Origin of the sequence: Streptomyces sp. NRRL F-2664 (assembly GCF_000719345.1) — a bacterium.
Lineage (GTDB): Bacteria > Actinomycetota > Actinomycetes > Streptomycetales > Streptomycetaceae > Streptomyces.
Genome location: NZ_JOFX01000010.1, coordinates 44513 through 59571, shown reverse-complemented (window position 1 = coordinate 59571; position 15059 = coordinate 44513). Strand labels below are relative to the sequence as shown.

Annotated in this window: 11 protein-coding genes; 6 read left to right on the top strand and 5 right to left on the bottom strand. The window is 72.4% G+C overall.

Annotated features, from left to right (window positions below):
• The first annotated feature begins 47 nt into the window (after nt 1-47).
• Together IF89_RS45955 and IF89_RS0112660 are read left to right on the top strand one after the other, a co-directional pair.
• On the top strand, nt 48-692 hold the full coding sequence (locus tag IF89_RS45955) for a hypothetical protein (RefSeq protein ID WP_051807024.1): 645 nt from the start codon (nt 48-50) through the stop codon (nt 690-692).
• Nucleotides 693-765: 73 nt separating this feature from the next.
• On the top strand, nt 766-1932 hold the full coding sequence (locus IF89_RS0112660; RefSeq protein WP_030765688.1) for a sensor histidine kinase: 1167 nt from the start codon (nt 766-768) through the stop codon (nt 1930-1932).
• 95 nt (nt 1933-2027) lie between these two features.
• On the opposite strand, the gene IF89_RS0112655 is transcribed toward IF89_RS0112660, so the two are convergent.
• From IF89_RS0112655 to IF89_RS0112635, 5 genes are all read right to left on the bottom strand, one after another.
• Nucleotides 2028-2855, bottom strand: a complete 828-nt coding sequence (locus IF89_RS0112655; RefSeq protein ID WP_030765685.1) for an endo alpha-1,4 polygalactosaminidase — start codon at nt 2853-2855, stop codon at nt 2028-2030.
• The gene (locus tag IF89_RS0112650; RefSeq protein WP_234327743.1) at nt 2852-3562 is read right to left on the bottom strand and encodes a spherulation-specific family 4 protein; all 711 of its coding nucleotides are present in this window, start codon (nt 3560-3562) and stop codon (nt 2852-2854) included. The genes IF89_RS0112655 and IF89_RS0112650 overlap by 4 nt, the downstream gene beginning before the upstream one ends.
• Nucleotides 3559-5103, bottom strand: a complete 1545-nt coding sequence (locus IF89_RS0112645) for a hypothetical protein (protein WP_030765679.1) — start codon at nt 5101-5103, stop codon at nt 3559-3561. The genes IF89_RS0112650 and IF89_RS0112645 overlap by 4 nt, the downstream gene beginning before the upstream one ends.
• Nucleotides 5100-6635 carry a GT4 family glycosyltransferase PelF gene (gene pelF / locus IF89_RS0112640; protein WP_030765677.1) on the bottom strand — a complete coding sequence of 512 codons (1536 nt, stop codon included), beginning with the start codon at nt 6633-6635 and terminating at the stop codon, nt 5100-5102. Before pelF ends, IF89_RS0112645 begins: the two co-directional genes overlap by 4 nt.
• 96 nt (nt 6636-6731) lie before the next feature.
• Nucleotides 6732-8762, bottom strand: a complete 2031-nt coding sequence (locus IF89_RS0112635) for a hypothetical protein (protein ID WP_051807023.1) — start codon at nt 8760-8762, stop codon at nt 6732-6734.
• Between the two features lie 346 nt (nt 8763-9108).
• On the opposite strand from IF89_RS0112635, the gene IF89_RS0112630 reads away from it, so the two are divergent.
• From IF89_RS0112630 to IF89_RS0112615, 4 genes are all read left to right on the top strand, one after another.
• Entirely contained in the window at nt 9109-10644 is a 1536-nt protein-coding gene (locus tag IF89_RS0112630) for a leucyl aminopeptidase (RefSeq protein WP_030765669.1), read from the top strand.
• A 284-nt stretch (nt 10645-10928) separates the two neighbouring features.
• Nucleotides 10929-12317, top strand: a complete 1389-nt coding sequence (gene lpdA, locus IF89_RS0112625; RefSeq protein WP_030765666.1) for a dihydrolipoyl dehydrogenase — start codon at nt 10929-10931, stop codon at nt 12315-12317.
• A gap of 54 nt (nt 12318-12371) precedes the next feature.
• Nucleotides 12372-14174, top strand: a complete 1803-nt coding sequence (gene sucB / locus IF89_RS0112620) for a 2-oxoglutarate dehydrogenase, E2 component, dihydrolipoamide succinyltransferase (protein WP_030765664.1) — start codon at nt 12372-12374, stop codon at nt 14172-14174.
• Between the two features lie 134 nt (nt 14175-14308).
• Complete coding sequence (locus IF89_RS0112615) at nt 14309-14932, top strand: GntR family transcriptional regulator (protein ID WP_030765661.1); 624 nt, start codon at nt 14309-14311, stop codon at nt 14930-14932.
• Nucleotides 14933-15059 lie beyond the last annotated feature (127 nt).

Genomic DNA, 15059 nt, shown 5'->3' with positions numbered 1-15059 from the left:
GGAACACCACCCCACTGCGGCGGTTCGCCCGCCGCGAGTGGGGCCCCATGTTCTGGACCGTCCGGGACGCGCTCGCCCGCGACAGGTGGCGGGCGATCCCGATGACCCTGGGCGCGGTCTGCCTGACCTCGATCTTCCAGATCGTCCAGAACACCTCGTGGGGGTTCCGGCCGGTGCAGGACCTCGGGTCGGTGAAGGCCGCCGACCCGTTCTGGCTGGCCCTGCTGCGCACTCCCCTGTCGCTGTTCGTCCCGGCCCTCGACCTGCCGGTGTGGGGGGCCCTTGCGCAGGTGCTGCTGGTGTTCGGCATCGCGGAGATCTGCCTCGGCCGGTGGCGCACGCTGGTGATCGGCTACGTCGCCACCCTCGCGGGGACCACGTACGCGCGGATCGGCCTCGCGCTGGGGCCGGAGCACCCCCTGGGCCTGCCGGTGTCGGACCGCGTCGTCAACGACACCGGACCCTCGGCGGCGGTCGTGGGCCTCGCCCTCTACCTGTGCTGGCGCTACGGGGCGTACCTGACCGGCGCCCTGGTGATCCTGGCGATGGTCGGCGAGGTCCTGGTCAAGAACAACCTGGCGGGCAAGGAGCACCTGGCGGCGATCGCCGCCGTCATGGTGGTGTGCGTGGTCCGGGCTCGGTGGGGTTCCGCACGCGCCCGCGTACCGCTGGGGCCGGGCCCTGCGCCCTGATGCCCGGGTCGGCAGGCCGTACCGTATCCGGGTGACGACAGACCTCGGGCGGTTCGCCCCCACCCGGCAGTGGATGCGGGCCCATCCGCTGGCCACCGACGCCGTGCTGGCGTTCGGTGCGCTCGTCGCCATGGCCGTCGGCTCCTTCGCCGATCCGCACGGGCCGCACGGGCCCACCTTCGGGACGCGCACCCCCGAGCCCTTCTCCCTCCTGCTGATGCTGCTCGGCTCGGCCGCTCTGGTGTTCCGGCGCCGCCGGCCGCGCGCCGTACTCGCCGTGACCTGCGGGCTCTGCCTGCTGGAGCTGACCACCGGCGAGCCGCGGGCACCGGTCGCCATGTGCACGGTGATCGCCCTGTACACGGTGGCGGCCCTCACCGACCGGCCGACGACCTGGCGGATCGGGCTGCTCACGATGGCCGGCCTGACCGGGGTGGCGATGCTCGCGGGGCCGCTGCCCTGGTACGCGCAGGAGAACCTGGGGATCTTCGCCTGGACGGGCATGGCCGCGGCTGCCGGGGACGCCGTGCGCAGCCGGCGGGCCTTCGTCGACGCCATCCGGGAGCGGGCCGAACGCGCCGAGCGGACCCGCGACGAGGAGGCCCGGCGGCGGGTCGCGGAGGAACGGCTGCGGATCGCCCGGGACCTCCACGACGTGGTGGCCCACCACATCGCGCTGGTCAACGTGCAGGCCGGGGTGGCCGCGCACGTCATGGACAAGCGCCCGGACCAGGCCAAGGAGGCGCTGGCGCACGTACGGGACGCCAGCCGGTCGGCGCTGAACGAGTTGCGGGCGACCGTCGGACTGCTGAGGCAGTCCGGTGATCCGGAGGCACCGACCGAGCCGGCGCCGGGGCTGGGCGTCCTCGACGAGCTGGTGAACACCTTCCGGCACGCCGGTCTGCCGGTGGAGGTGATCGTCCAGCTGGACTGCGGGACGGGGCCGCTGCCGGCGGCGGTGGACCTGGCGGCGTACCGGGTGATCCAGGAGGCGCTGACCAACGTGCGCAAGCACGCGGGGCCCGGGGCGCGGGCGGAGGTCAGCGTGGTCCGGGTGGGCCCGTCGGTGGAGGTGACCGTGCTGGACGACGGCGGAACGGAGCCCGCCGGCTCCGAGCCGGGCGGCGGTCACGGCCTCCTGGGCATGCGCGAGCGGGCCTCCGCCCTGGGTGGCTCCTGTTCCACGGGCCCCCGCTTCGGCGGCGGCTACCGCGTCCACGCCGTGCTGCCGTGGTCCTGACCGCCGACTGTCCTCTCCCCGCCCTCCCCCTTCCGGCTGCGCCGGCCGCTTCCGGCGGGGCTGGACATGGCCCGAGCGCGGCTGCGAAGGCGCGGCTAGGAACAGGTGCGGCGCCACGCGTCGAGGTCGTACCGCTTCTGGATCGAGCTGAGCTCCAGCGTCTTCGACCGGCCGCAGAAGCGGGACGTCGACAGCTCGTACTCCGCGTGGAAGACGGCCTTGCCCGCTTCGATGAAGGGGGTCAGCCGGTCGCACTCGTCGTACTGCGCGCACTGCTCGTTGACCGCGAAGTCGAAATCCCCGACGAGTTGCGGGACCTGGTCGAGGTCGTTCTTCAGGCCGACGGACATGCCCCGGTCGTGGGCGAGCCTCGCGATCAGCCGGTTGTAGCGCAGCTGGTCGTCGGCGGTGAGCGGGAAGCCGGTGGTGTTCCGGTAGCCGTCCATGTTGTCCGGCTCGACCGCGTCGAAGCCCTTCTCCCGGCACATGTCGAACCGCTTGGCCATCAGCGGTTCCAGCTCCGCCACCCGCCGGATGTCGAGCCAGCGCTCCCCCTCCCAGCCGTTGCCCTTGCCGAGCAGCTCCCGCGGAAACGCTTCCGCGTCCGGCCGGAAGTCCTCCCAGGCACCCGTGGAGAGGTAGCAGATGGTCTTGCGCCCGGCCTTCTTCAGGACCGCGACCTGCTCCTTGGTGGTGGTGAAGCCGTCGACGTCGTAGACGGCTGCCTCGACCGAGGTGTCGAGCGTTCCGGTGAGCTGCCACTGCCAGGGCGTGCCGGGCGGGGGCTGCCAGCGTTGGCCGGGGGCCAGTTCCGGCCACCGGTACGGTTCGTCGTCGGCCTCGTCGTCCGGTCCGGCCGTGCAGGCGGCGAGCAGCAGCAGGGGCAGGACCAGCAGGAGCCGCAGCGGTCGCAGGACCTTCATCGCGCCGTCTCCAGGGCGTACGGGAGGGTCCCCCACGGGTGGGGTCCGCTGCCGGGGACGGCGCAGTGGACGCCCGCACCGCGCTGCGCGGCCAGTTCCCCGGCGAGCCGGGCGGCCGGTTCGCCGGGCGGGACGGCGTAGACGAGGTGGCAGAACCGCTGGGCGGGGTGGTCGGCCGTCCAGGCCGGCGGCGCGGCCGCCTCCCGGTAGGCGTCCCAGGGGCCTTCGAAGGTGACGAGGAGGTCGGCGAGTTCGGCGTATCCGGGGTGCGGGTGGGCCCCGTGGTTGAGGACGACGGTCCGGGCGCCCGCGGCACGGGCGGCGACCGCCAGGCGCCCGTAGTGCGGGAGCAGTTCGGGGTCGGCGCAGGCCTGGTCGAGGAAGGCCCCGTCGGTGGCGTACCAGTCGCGGTGGCGCAGCAGGTCCTGCACCACGGCGGCGTGCGGGCGCCGCCCGTAGTCGGTGTCGGCGTATCCGAGGACGGGTACGCCGGCCTCCCGGAGCCGTTCGGCGACGTGGGCGAACCGTTCGTCGCGTGCGGTGCCGGGCCCGCTGTCGGGGTTGAGCACCACCGAGTGCAGCCGGTCCGCGGAGCGGATGAGCCGTTCCCAGGCCTCGGGCCGGTCGGCGGGATGCTCGTAGAGGGGCACCAGCAGCATGGGGTCCTTCTTCTCGTCCGTGTCGTACGTCTCGGGCTCGGGCGTCATCGGTGGGCGGTCGCGCGGCCGAGGAGCAGGCAGACCAGGACCGCCAGGGCCGTGGCGGCCGTGCCCGCCACGACCGACTGGACGATCCGGGGCTGGCCCAGTCCGGTCAGCAGGGCCACGCTCTGGGCGACGGCGGCGCAGGCGCAGACCACGGCCGCGGGCCGGACGGCTCCGAAGGACTGCAGGAGCAGCCCGCTCCACATCACCGCCCCGAGCAGCAGGAGGGTGGCGACGCGGACCCCGGTGAGGCCGGGGGCTCCCGGCCACAGCAGGGTGCCGGTCAGGCCGAGGGCCAGCAGCACCGCCAGGTAGACGCCCAGGCAGCGGATCAGGGTGGTCAGCATCCGGCGCCGGAACTGCCCGGGCGAGCGGGCTCCCCGGAGTCCGGAGAGGGTGCCGCTGCGGAAGCGGTGGAGCAGCCACTCGGCGGGGCCCATGCTGAGGGTGAGCGCCACCGCCGAGGGCGCGGCGACGGCTTCGGCGGGGCCTCCGGCGAGTACCTCGCCCAGGGCGGCGTAGAGCACGAGCAGGCCGGTGCCGAGGCCGAAGACCCCGAAGGGCACCGAGTCCCCCAGCCGTGGTCCGCGAGGGGTGTACTCCTCCTCGGCGCCGCGCAGCATCTGCCAGCGCACGGGGCCGACCCGGGCGGGCCGGCGGGCTGCCCGGGTCCGGACCCGGTGCGCGGCCCGCCGCACCGCGTCGGCCACCGGCAGTTCCCGTACGGCCAGGGTGCAGGCGGCCAGCAGGGACACCGCCAGCAGCGCCACCCGTACCGGCACGGGCAGATCGACGACGAGCACCACCAGGGCGCCCGCGGCCATGGGGGCGAGGGCGGCGAGGAGCACCCGCTCGCGGCCGAGGACGAGCAGGACGGTGGCGGCCCCGACGTAGACGGCCTGGCCGGCGGCGAAGGCGTAGGAGAACGGCGGGCCGCCCGGCACGGCCAGGGCGGCCGCGGTGCCCAGCAGGGCTCCGACGGGGGCGCCGACGAGCAGGGTCCGGCCGGCTGCGGCCCGGTCGCCGAGGCCGAGCCAGGAGTAGGCGCGGTGGGACAGGCTCTGGTCCCAGACCCAGCCGATGAGCGCCCCGGCGAGCAGGGTCAGCGTCCCGGCGGGCAGCCCGAGCCGGTCCTGGGGGCCTTCGAGGAGGGGCGCGCCCAGGAGGTAGGCCAGGCCGGGCAGGGCGAAGACGACCCCGCGCAGCAGGCAGGCGGGGAGGGAGGCCTTCCAGGGGTCGGGGGCGGGCCCCGGATCCGGGTAGGAGCGGGGCACGCGGGCGTAGAGCTCCTCGGCGAGGGCGAAGGAGTCGTGGCGGCCGTAGGTGAGCCGGATGTACTCGTCCGTCATGCCGTCGGATTCGAGGACGGCGGCGATCTCGTCGGGGTGGACGGCACGGGCGATGAACACGTCGAGGCGTTCGGCCAGTTCGTCCATGGGGTCGGCGGCGGGGCCGGTGCTGCCGGCGCGCGGCCGGGGGATCCCCGGGAGCGCGCCGGAGTCCCGCCCGGGGGCGGGCGGCCTGAGCCAGAGGGATCCGCTCACCACAGGCTCCCGTCGGCGGCGAGTTCGCGGTACCAGGGGTCGGCGAGCCGCTGGGTCCAGGCGTCCCCCGCGTGGACGGGCAGGACGGGCTGGCCGGCGAGTTCCCGGTAGATGTGCCGGAAGCCGTCCACGGACCGGTGGAGGGTGAACTTCTCCACGACCCGACGGCGGGACATCCGGCCCAGCTCGGCGCGGCGCGCGTCGTCGCGGAGCAGGGCGAGGGTGGCGCGGGCCATGGTCTCCGGCTCGCGGGGCGGGACGACCAGGCCGGTGTCCCCGACGGCCTCGCGGACCCCGCCGACGTCGGTGGAGACGGTGGTGCGGCCGCAGGACATGGCCTCGATGATGCTGAAGGGGAAGCCCTCGCTGATGGAGGAGAGCATCACGACGCTGCCGGCCGCGTAGGCCCGGGCGACTTCCTCGATGCGGCCCTCGTAGGTGATCCCGTCGGTCACGCCGAGTTCGGCGGCGAGTTTCTCCAGGCGCAGCTTGTAGTCCTCGCAGCCGGCCGGGACGGGTCCGAAGAGGCGCAGCCGCAGGGCGGGCAGTTCCTCGCGCATGAAGGCGTAGGCGCGGATGAGGGTTTCGAGGTCCTTGATCGGGTCGATGCGGCCGCACCAGCTGAGGGTGGGCACGTCCGGTTCGGGGCCGGCCTCGGGGAAGGCGTGCGGGTCGACGCCGTTGTAGACGGTGCGGATGCGTTCGGAGTCGGCGCCGCCGCGCTCCTCCCAGCGGCGGTTGTACTGGTTGCAGGGGGTGATCAGGTCGGCTTGCCGGTAGCCCTCGGTGTTGAGCTCGCGGTAAAAACCGAGCATGAGCGCCTTGACGGGCCAGCGCTGCTCGGCGGTGCGGTAGCCGAGGTAGCGCTCGCGCAGGTAGATGCCGTGCTCGGTGAGGAGGAAGGGCACTCCGTCGAGGTGTTTGGCGGCCAGTGCGGGCAGGGTGGCCAGGCCGCTGCTGACGGCGTGCGCGACGCTGTCGGGCGGGATGCGCACGGCGAGCGGGCGCAGGGCGTGCTCCAGCAGGTCGGTGGCGGTGAGCGCGTCGTGGAGGGTGGGGGCCGCCTCGGCGGTGGAGAGGCCGGGTCGGGTCCAGACGTTCATCAGGAGGCGCAGAACCGATTCGGAGCGCAGGGCCGGGGCGAGTTTCCCGGCGCGGGCCAGGACGGCGAGTTCGCGCAGGGCTTCGGAGAAGGTGCGGTCGGCGGGGTCGGCCGGCGGGTCGAGCAGGGAGAGCAGGAAGCTTTCGTAGACGGCGGTGAAGCGGCGGTGCGCCTTGCCGCGCAGGGCCGACCGGCGGGCTCGACGGCCCTTCGCCGGGGGCGGGCCCCAGAGCGGGACGGCCGTGTGCCGGTAGACGTTGCGGGGCAGTTCCCAGGTGACCGGCTCGCGCCCGGAGCCGGTCAGGGCTATGACGTTGAAGTCGACCTCCGGCATGCCGCGGACCAGTTGGTCGCACCAGGTGCTGACGCCTCCGTGGACGTGTGGATAGGTGCCTTCGGTGAGCATGGTGACGTGACGCCCATGACTCATGCGGTGTGTCCCCCCAGGACGGAAAAGGGGCCGGCGCCCGTCGGGTTCGCGGAGCGCCGGCACTGGGTGCTACGGGTGTGGTGTGGGCGGTGGCGGTCAGCTGGGCAGCTTGAGCGTGACGGCGCTCTGCAGCAGCTCGGGGCCGGTCCAGGCGGAGCGGCTGCCGGCGTAGGCGGTGCCGAAGTCCGCCGTGCCGAGGAGCATCTGCTTCCTGGTGCCGTTGGGGGCGGTCACCGGGGCGACCACTCCGGAGGGCGCCTTGACGGTGACGTCGTTGCCGATGCGGTAGGCGGTGACCTTGCCGTCCGCGAGGGCCTTGTCCCACGCGGCGCGGCGCTGGAGCTCGACGCCGGTGTCCTTCATGGACTGGTTGACGATGGGCGCGCTGGGGGCGTACAGGGTCCGGTAGGTGTCGAGGACCTGGTCGAGTACCGGGTAGAGGGTGCGGTCCTCGGCCAGGTTGGACTGGTGGACGTAGTGCGGCCGGGGGTCGTTCGCCAGGACGTGGCGCAGGGCGGTGCGCGCCTCGGCCGGGACGATGTGGTCGAGGTAGCCGGTGTTGACGTCCAGCGGGGCCGGCAGGCAGGTGGAGGTCGCCGGGTTGTCCTCGCAGACGCCGCTGCCGCCGTGGGCGCGGCTGGTGTAGATCCAGTTGTACTCGTCGGCCATCTCGGCGTTGGTGCCGGTGTTGTAGTACACGTTCATCGGGTGCCGGGGGACCGTGAGGGCGCTGCCGAGGGCCCGCTGCGCCGGTTCGCGGGAGTTGTCGCTGCCGGCCCACCTGACCCCGTTGTCGGCGAGGGCCCCGGCCAGGTTGGGGTTGTCCACGGGCTGCTGGGGGGCGGTCTTGAGGCCGGAGTGCTCGCCGGTGACCAGTTCGGTCCTGTCGAGGGTGATGCCCTTGGACGCGGCCCAGTTGTTGTTGTCCCGGATCTGGGCGGAGATCTCGGCGCGGCTCATGTACTGGACCGCGCCCTGGGCGTTCTTCGTACAGGTCCACGGAATGGTCGTCGTGTCCTGGACGCAGCCGAGGAACGGATGGGTGTAGGTGTGGTTCATCCACCGGTACTTGGCGCGGTCGGCGACGAGTTGGGCCGTCAGCGCGTCGACGCCGCCGTTCTCGGCCTTCCACTCCTCGCCGGCGCCGCCGTTGAAGAGCATGTCGAGCTTGAAGTTCTTGGTGGTCTGCCACTGCGCCGCGTACACCGCGTCGGCGGCGCTCATCCGGATGGTGCTCTCCTTGCCCTCGCCGCCCGGGCAGGCGTAGTCGCCGGGCGTGCAGTTCAGCTCCTTGTTCCAGCGGGCGTCGGGGGCGAAGACGTCGTCGACGTGGACCGCGAAGTAGTTGCGGCTCTGGCCGAGGTGGACCCCGCGGGTCAGCCAGTCGACGATGCCGCGGGCGAGCAGCCGGAACTGCTGCTGGTGCTGGTTGTAGCCGAAGGTGACGACCAGTTCGCTGCGTCCGTCGTGGGTGTACTCGCCGACGAGGGAGGCGCGGCCGGACCCGACGGGTGCGTCGACGTAGCTGGTGTAGCCGGGGCGCGGTTTGGCCATGTAGCCGTAGCTCTCGGGCACCAGCGCGGAATTGTCCTCGAAGGTGACCTGTCCGCCGAGGTAGGCGAAGGGGCCTGCCTTGCCGGCGGCGGTGACGGCGGCCCGGGTGCCGTCGAGCTGGCCGGCGAAGCCGCCGTTGTCGGTGTACTCCAGCCCGACGCCCGGGTGGGCCCAGGTGTAGGCGTCGACCTGGCGGATCCCGTACGTCGTCTCGTAGGCGGCCAGCGCGGTCATCTCGGCGGAGCCCTCGCCGAAGGGGTTCTCGTTGGGCAGGACCACGCCCTGGTACTTGGCGCGCGGCCGGCCGTCGACCGTGTCGCTGAGGAACGCCGCGTTGATGACCGGGCGGCTCGCGCTGCCCAGCTGGACGCGCGTGAAGGGCACTCCGGTGTCCTTGAGCTCCGCGGTGATCGCCTCGACCGAGCTGCCGCCGTCGTCGACGACGAGCACCTTCAGGTCGATCCGCGGTGGTGTCACGGCCGCCTGGGCGCTCGCGGCCGGTACTGCGACGGACGCCAGGGCAGCCGCGGCCATGACGGCGGCCAGCCTGTTCATCCGGTTCTTGTTGACCATTTCGGCCTTTCCCCCCGCAGGCATCCCTCGGAACGGCCCTTGGCGGTCGGCCGGGCCGGGGAGGCTCTGTGGAAATCATGCAAAGGGACCCCGCGTCCCCTTGCGAGAGTGGACCGAGTCTTTCGGACCTCGTCAGGTCTACGGGGCAAACCTGGAGCAGAGTCCACGGACGGGTGAACCCGGTGGCCGCTTGATCGAACACCTTGCCAAACCTTCGAGTGGCGTACGGGTGAGCCCGTGCGCGTAGGCTCCTTCCAGGCGGCCGTCGGGCCCCGAATACGATCGCTACGGACGGCCGTCCACCCACTCGGCCCACACACACAAACGGAAGCGAGACTTCACCACCGTGACTGCTCTGACTCTCAGCACTGCCGGCGCGGCGACGCTGCGCGCCGACGCCCTCGTCGTCGGTGTCGCCAAGGGCCCCAAGGGCGCGATCGTCGCCGCGGGCGCCGAGGCCGTGGACAAGGCGTTCGACGGCAAGCTCGCCGGTGTCCTCGACGCACTCGGCGCCTCGGGTGCCGAAGGCGAGGTCACCAAGCTGCCGGCCCCGGCAGGCCTCAAGGTCCCGGTCGTGCTGGCGGTGGGGCTCGGCTCCGTCCCGGAGAAGGACGAGTCGTTCGACGAGGAGGTGCTGCGCCGCGCCGCCGGCGCCGCCGCCCGCGCGCTGCACGGCAGCAAGAAGGCCGGCTTCGCCCTGCCGCTGGAGGACGCCTCCGCCGTCACCGCCGTCGCCGAGGGCGCGCTGCTGGGCGCGTACGCCTTCACCGCGTACCAGGGCGGCGAGAAGAAGGCCGGCAACGGCAAGGACTCCGGGCCGAAGCAGCCGCTCGCCGAGGTGGCCCTGCTCGGCGCCAAGCCGCGCGACAAGGAGCACAAGGCGGCCGTCGAGCGCGCCGCCGTCGTCGCGGCCCAGGTCAACGTGGCCCGTGACCTCGTGAACACCCCGCCGAACGACCTGACCCCCGAGGCCTTCGCCGCGGTCGCCTCCGCGGCCGCGAAGGAGAACGGCGTCAAGGTCCAGGTGCTGGACGAGAAGGCCCTGGTCAAGGGCGGCTACGGCGGCATCATGGGCGTCGGCAAGGGCTCCGAGAACCCGCCGCGCCTGGTGAAGCTCAGCTACACCCACCCCAAGGCGGAGAAGACCCTGGCCTTCGTCGGCAAGGGCATCACCTACGACTCGGGCGGCATCTCCCTGAAGCCGGCCGGCCACAACGAGACGATGAAGTGCGACATGGCCGGCGCCGCCGCCGTCTTCGCCGCCGTCGTCGCGGCCGCGAAGCTGGGCCTGCGGGTCAACGTCACCGGCTGGCTCGCGCTCGCCGAGAACATGCCGTCCGGCTCGGCCACCAAGCCCGGCGACGTCCTGCGCATGTACAGCGGCAAGACCGTCGAGGTCCTCAACACCGACGCCGAGGGCCGGCTGGTCCTCGGTGACGCGCTGACCAAGGCCTCCGAGGACAACCCGGACGCGATCGTCGACGTCGCCACCCTGACCGGCGCCATGGTGCTCGCCCTCGGCGACCGCACCTTCGGGATCATGGCGAACGACGACGCCTTCCGCACCTCGATCCACGAGATCGCGGAGGAGGTCGGCGAGTCCTCCTGGCCGATGCCGCTCCCGGCGGAACTGCGCAAGACCATGGACTCCCCCACCGCCGACATCGCGAACATGGGTGTCCGGATGGGCGGCGGCCTGGTCGCCGGCCTCTTCCTCCAGGAGTTCGTCGGCGAGGGCATCACCTGGGCCCACCTCGACATCGCCGGCCCGGCCTTCCACGAAGGCGCCCCGCATGGCTACACCCCCAAGGGCGGCACCGGCTCCGCGGTGCGCACCCTGGTGCGGCTGGCCGAGCGGACGGCCACCGGAGACCTCGGCTGACGCCCCCGATGTGACGCGCGACGCACCCCGGGGCCCCGCGGGCCCCGGGGTGCGTTCAGCCCACAACGAAATCCGTAGGTTTCTACGCAGCGGTAACCTTCGCTTCGGACAGAACGGCCTCCCACAACGTGGGCCCGGCGTCCCGCGTTCCCCCGACAAATGCGAAGATGGGTTCTCGGCAGGACAGGGCCCCCACCACAGGGCCGAAGAAACAGCGGCCGATTACCAGCCGCCGCCCGGTCACAGAGGACCGGTGCCCGGCGCACATGCATGGAGGACGTGACGTGGCGAACGACGCCAGCACCGTTTTCGACCTAGTGATCCTCGGCGGTGGCAGTGGCGGTTACGCCGCGGCGCTGCGCGCATCCCAGCTGGGTCTGGACGTTGCCCTGATCGAGAAGAACAAGCTCGGCGGCACCTGCCTGCACAACGGCTGCATCCCCACGAAGGCTCTGCTGCACGCGGGTGAGATCGCCGACCAGGCGCGCGAGGCCGCCCAGTTCGGTGTGAAGGCCACCTTCGAGGGCATCGACATCGCGGGTGTGCAGAAGTACAAGGACGAGGTCATCTCGGGCCTGTACAAGGGCCTGCAGGGCCTGGTCGCCTCCCGCAAGGTGACCTACATCGAGGGTGAGGGCCGCCTCTCCTCGCCGACCTCCGTCGACGTGAACGGGCAGCGCATCCAGGGCCGCCACATCCTGCTGGCGACCGGCTCCGTGCCGAAGTCGCTGCCGGGCCTGAACATCGACGGCAACCGCATCATCTCCTCGGACCACGCGCTGGTCCTGGACCGCGTGCCCGAGTCCGCGATCGTGCTGGGCGGCGGCGTCATCGGCGTCGAGTTCGCCTCGGCGTGGAAGTCCTTCGGCTCCGACATCACCGTCATCGAGGGCCTCAAGCACCTCGTGCCGGTCGAGGACGAGAACAGCTCGAAGCTGCTGGAGCGGGCCTTCCGCAAGCGCGGCATCAAGTTCAACCTCGGCACCTTCTTCGACAAGGCCGAGTACACGGAGAACGGCGTCCGCGTGACGCTGGCCGACGGCAAGACCTTCGAGGCCGAGGTGCTGCTGGTCGCCGTCGGCCGCGGCCCGGTCTCGCAGGGCCTGGGCTACGAGGAGCAGGGCGTCGCGATGGACCGCGGCTACGTCCTGGTCGACGAGTACATGCAGACCAACGTGCCGACGATCTCGGCCGTGGGCGACCTCGTCCCGACCCTCCAGCTCGCGCACGTCGGCTTCGCCGAGGGCATCCTGGTCGCGGAGCGTCTGGCCGGTCTCAAGACCGTCCCGATCGACTACGACGGTGTCCCGCGCGTCACCTACTGCCACCCCGAGGTCGCTTCCGTCGGCATCACCGAGGCCAAGGCCAAGGAGATCTACGGCGCGGACAAGGTCGTGGCCCTGAAGTACAACCTGGCGGGCAACGGCAAGAGCAAGATCCTGAAGACCGCGGGCGAGATCAAGCTCGTCCAGGTCAAGGACGGTGCCGTGGTCGGCGTCCACATGGTCGGTGACCGGATGGGCGAGCAGGTGGGCGAGGCTCAGCTGATCTACAACTGGGAGGCCCTGCCGGCCGAGGTCGCGCAGCTGATCCACGCGCACCCGACCCAGAACGAGGCGCTCGGCGAGGCCCACCTGGCCCTGGCCGGCAAGCCGCTTCACTCCCACGACTAGTTCGTCCCGGGCGCGACGACCACTTCCGCACTTTCGTAAGGAGCAACAGAAACCATGTCGGTTTCCGTAACCCTTCCGGCGCTCGGCGAGAGCGTCACCGAGGGCACTGTCACCCGCTGGCTGAAGGCCGAGGGCGAGCGCGTCGAGGCCGACGAGCCGCTGCTCGAGGTCTCGACCGACAAGGTCGACACCGAGATCCCGTCGCCCGTCGCCGGCATCCTGGCCTCCATCAAGGTCGCCGAGGACGAGACCGTCGAGGTCGGCGCCGAGCTGGCCGTCATCGACGACGGTTCCGGCGCCACGGCCGAGGCTGCGGCTCCGGCCGCCGCCGAGGCTCCTGCTGCCGAGGCCCCTGCCGCCGAGGCCCCGCAGGCCGCCCCGTCCACCGAGGTCCCGGCCGGCGCCGAGACCCCGGCGCCGACGGCCGACGCGGCCGCCGGCGGCGGTTCCGCCGAGGGCACCGACGTCGTGCTGCCGGCCCTGGGCGAGTCCGTCACCGAGGGCACCGTCACCCGCTGGCTGAAGGCCGTCGGCGAGTCGGTCGAGGCCGACGAGCCGCTGCTGGAGGTCTCGACGGACAAGGTCGACACCGAGATCCCCGCGCCGGTCTCCGGCACGCTCCTGGAGATCGTGGTCGGCGAGGACGAGACCGCCGAGGTCGGCGCCCGTCTGGCCGTCATCGGCGTCGCCGGTGCCGCCCCGGCCGCCGCCGCCCCGGCCGCTGCCCCGGCTCCGGCCGAGGCCGCTCCGGCTCCGGCCGCTGCCCCGGCTCCCGCCCAGGCCGCTCCGGCTCCGGCCGCTGCCCCGGCTCCCGCCCAGGCCGCTCCGGCTCCGGCCCCCGCCCAGGCTGCCCCGGCCGCCCCGGCCCCCGCCGCCGCCCCGGCCCCGGTGACCCCGGCTCCGGCCGCCGCCGGCGACGAGGGCGCGTACGTGACCCCGCTGGTGCGCAAGCTGGCCTCGGAGTCCGGCGTGGACCTGTCCGCGGTCTCGGGCACCGGCGTCGGTGGTCGCATCCGCAAGCAGGACGTCCTGGCAGCCGCCGAGGCCGCCAAGGCCGCTGCGGCCGCTCCGGCGGCTGCGACTGCCGGGGGCACCGCCGCTCCCGCCGCCAAGGCTCCGGCCGCCGCGGTGTCCGAGCTGCGCGGTCAGACCGTCAAGATGACCCGCATGCGCAAGGTCATCGGCGACAACATGATGAAGGCCCTGCACTCGCAGGCCCAGCTCAGCTCCGTGGTCGAGGTGGACATCACCAAGATCATGAAGCTTCGCGAGAAGGCCAAGGCCGGCTTCCTCGCCCGCGAGGGCGTCAAGCTGTCCCCGATGCCGTTCTTCGTCAAGGCCGCGGCCCAGGCGCTGAAGGCCCACGCGGTCGTCAACGCCCGGATCAACGAGGACGAGGGCACCATCACCTACTTCGACTCGGAGAACATCGGCATCGCCGTGGACTCCGAGAAGGGCCTGATGACCCCGGTCATCAAGGGTGCGGGCGACCTCAACCTGGCGGGCATCTCCAAGGCGACCGCCGACCTGGCCGCCAAGGTCCGCGGCAACAAGATCACGCCGGACGAGCTGTCGGGCGCGACCTTCACCATCAGCAACACCGGTTCGCGCGGTGCGCTGTTCGACACGGTCATCGTGCCGCCGAACCAGGTCGCCATCCTGGGCATCGGCGCCACGGTGAAGCGCCCGGTGGTCATCGAGACCGCCGAGGGCACCAACATCGGCATCCGCGACATGACGTACCTGACCCTGTCCTACGACCACCGCCTGGTGGACGGCGCGGACGCGGCCCGGTACCTCACCGCGGTCAAGGCGATCCTGGAGGCCGGCGAGTTCGAGGTCGAGCTCGGCCTCTGAGCCGAACGGCTTGTAACCAGCCTCACGGTCGGCGCCCCCGTCCGGGATACTCCCGGGCGGGGGCGCCGCCGTATTGTCTAGGCATCAGGCCCTGCCGTGACCCTGCACACCCACCAGGAGTTGAAGCCCCGATGATCACCCCACCCGTCGTGCACTCGCTGCGCGAGCAGATCCGCGAGCACATCGTGGAGGGGATCGTCAGCGGGCGCTGGAAGCCCGGCGAGCGGATCGTGGAGCGGCGCATCGCCGTCGAGCTGGAGGTCAGCCAGACCCCCGTACGGGAGGCGCTGCGCGAGCTGGAGACGCTGCGGCTGATCGAGTCCGCGCCGAACAAGGGCGTGCGCGTACGGAACCTCTCCGCCGCCGACCTGGAGGAGATCTACCCGGTCCGGGCCGGTCTGGAGCAGATCGCCGCCGAGCTCGCGGCGCCGCGGCTGGCGGCCGACTGCTCGGCGCTGGAGCCGCATGTGGCGGCCCTGTGGGAGGCCGACCGCAGCTCGGACGGCACGGCCCAGGTGCGGCACACGGTGGGTTTCCACCGGGAGATGGTGCGGGCCGCGGGCAACAGCGTGCTGCTGCACACCTGGGAGAGCCTGGGCATCGAGGTGTTCACGGCCCTGTCCATCCGTTGGCTGGGAACCGTCCAGAAGTCCTACGCGGAGGAGCACGAGGCGCTCGTGGAGGCCTTCCGCACGCGGGATCCGGACATCGGCGTGCTGGTGAAGCGGCACGTCCTGGGGTGCGCACCCCGCGCCTGACGGGCGTTTCCGCCCGTTTTGACCGGCACCGCGTGCCCGTTTTGCTGGCACGCGGTGCCGACTTTTGGCAGATCGACGTTTCTTTGTCACTTTTATTTGATCGATCATCGATCAGGGATTTACAGTC

Bases quoted from the DNA above. Each gene is read 5' to 3' on its own strand.
- sucB (WP_030765664.1), top strand. From the start codon at position 12,372: ATGTCGGTTTCCGTAACCCTTCCGGCGCTCGGCGAGAGCGTCACCGAG.
- IF89_RS0112650 (WP_234327743.1), bottom strand. From the start codon at position 3,562: ATGACGCCCGAGCCCGAGACGTACGACACGGACGAGAAGAAGGACCCC.
- IF89_RS0112635 (WP_051807023.1), bottom strand. From the start codon at position 8,762: ATGGTCAACAAGAACCGGATGAACAGGCTGGCCGCCGTCATGGCCGCG.
- IF89_RS45955 (WP_051807024.1), top strand. From the start codon at position 48: ATGTTCTGGACCGTCCGGGACGCGCTCGCCCGCGACAGGTGGCGGGCG.
- pelF (WP_030765677.1), bottom strand. From the start codon at position 6,635: ATGAGTCATGGGCGTCACGTCACCATGCTCACCGAAGGCACCTATCCA.
- IF89_RS0112660 (WP_030765688.1), top strand. From the start codon at position 766: ATGCGGGCCCATCCGCTGGCCACCGACGCCGTGCTGGCGTTCGGTGCG.
- IF89_RS0112655 (WP_030765685.1), bottom strand. From the start codon at position 2,855: ATGAAGGTCCTGCGACCGCTGCGGCTCCTGCTGGTCCTGCCCCTGCTG.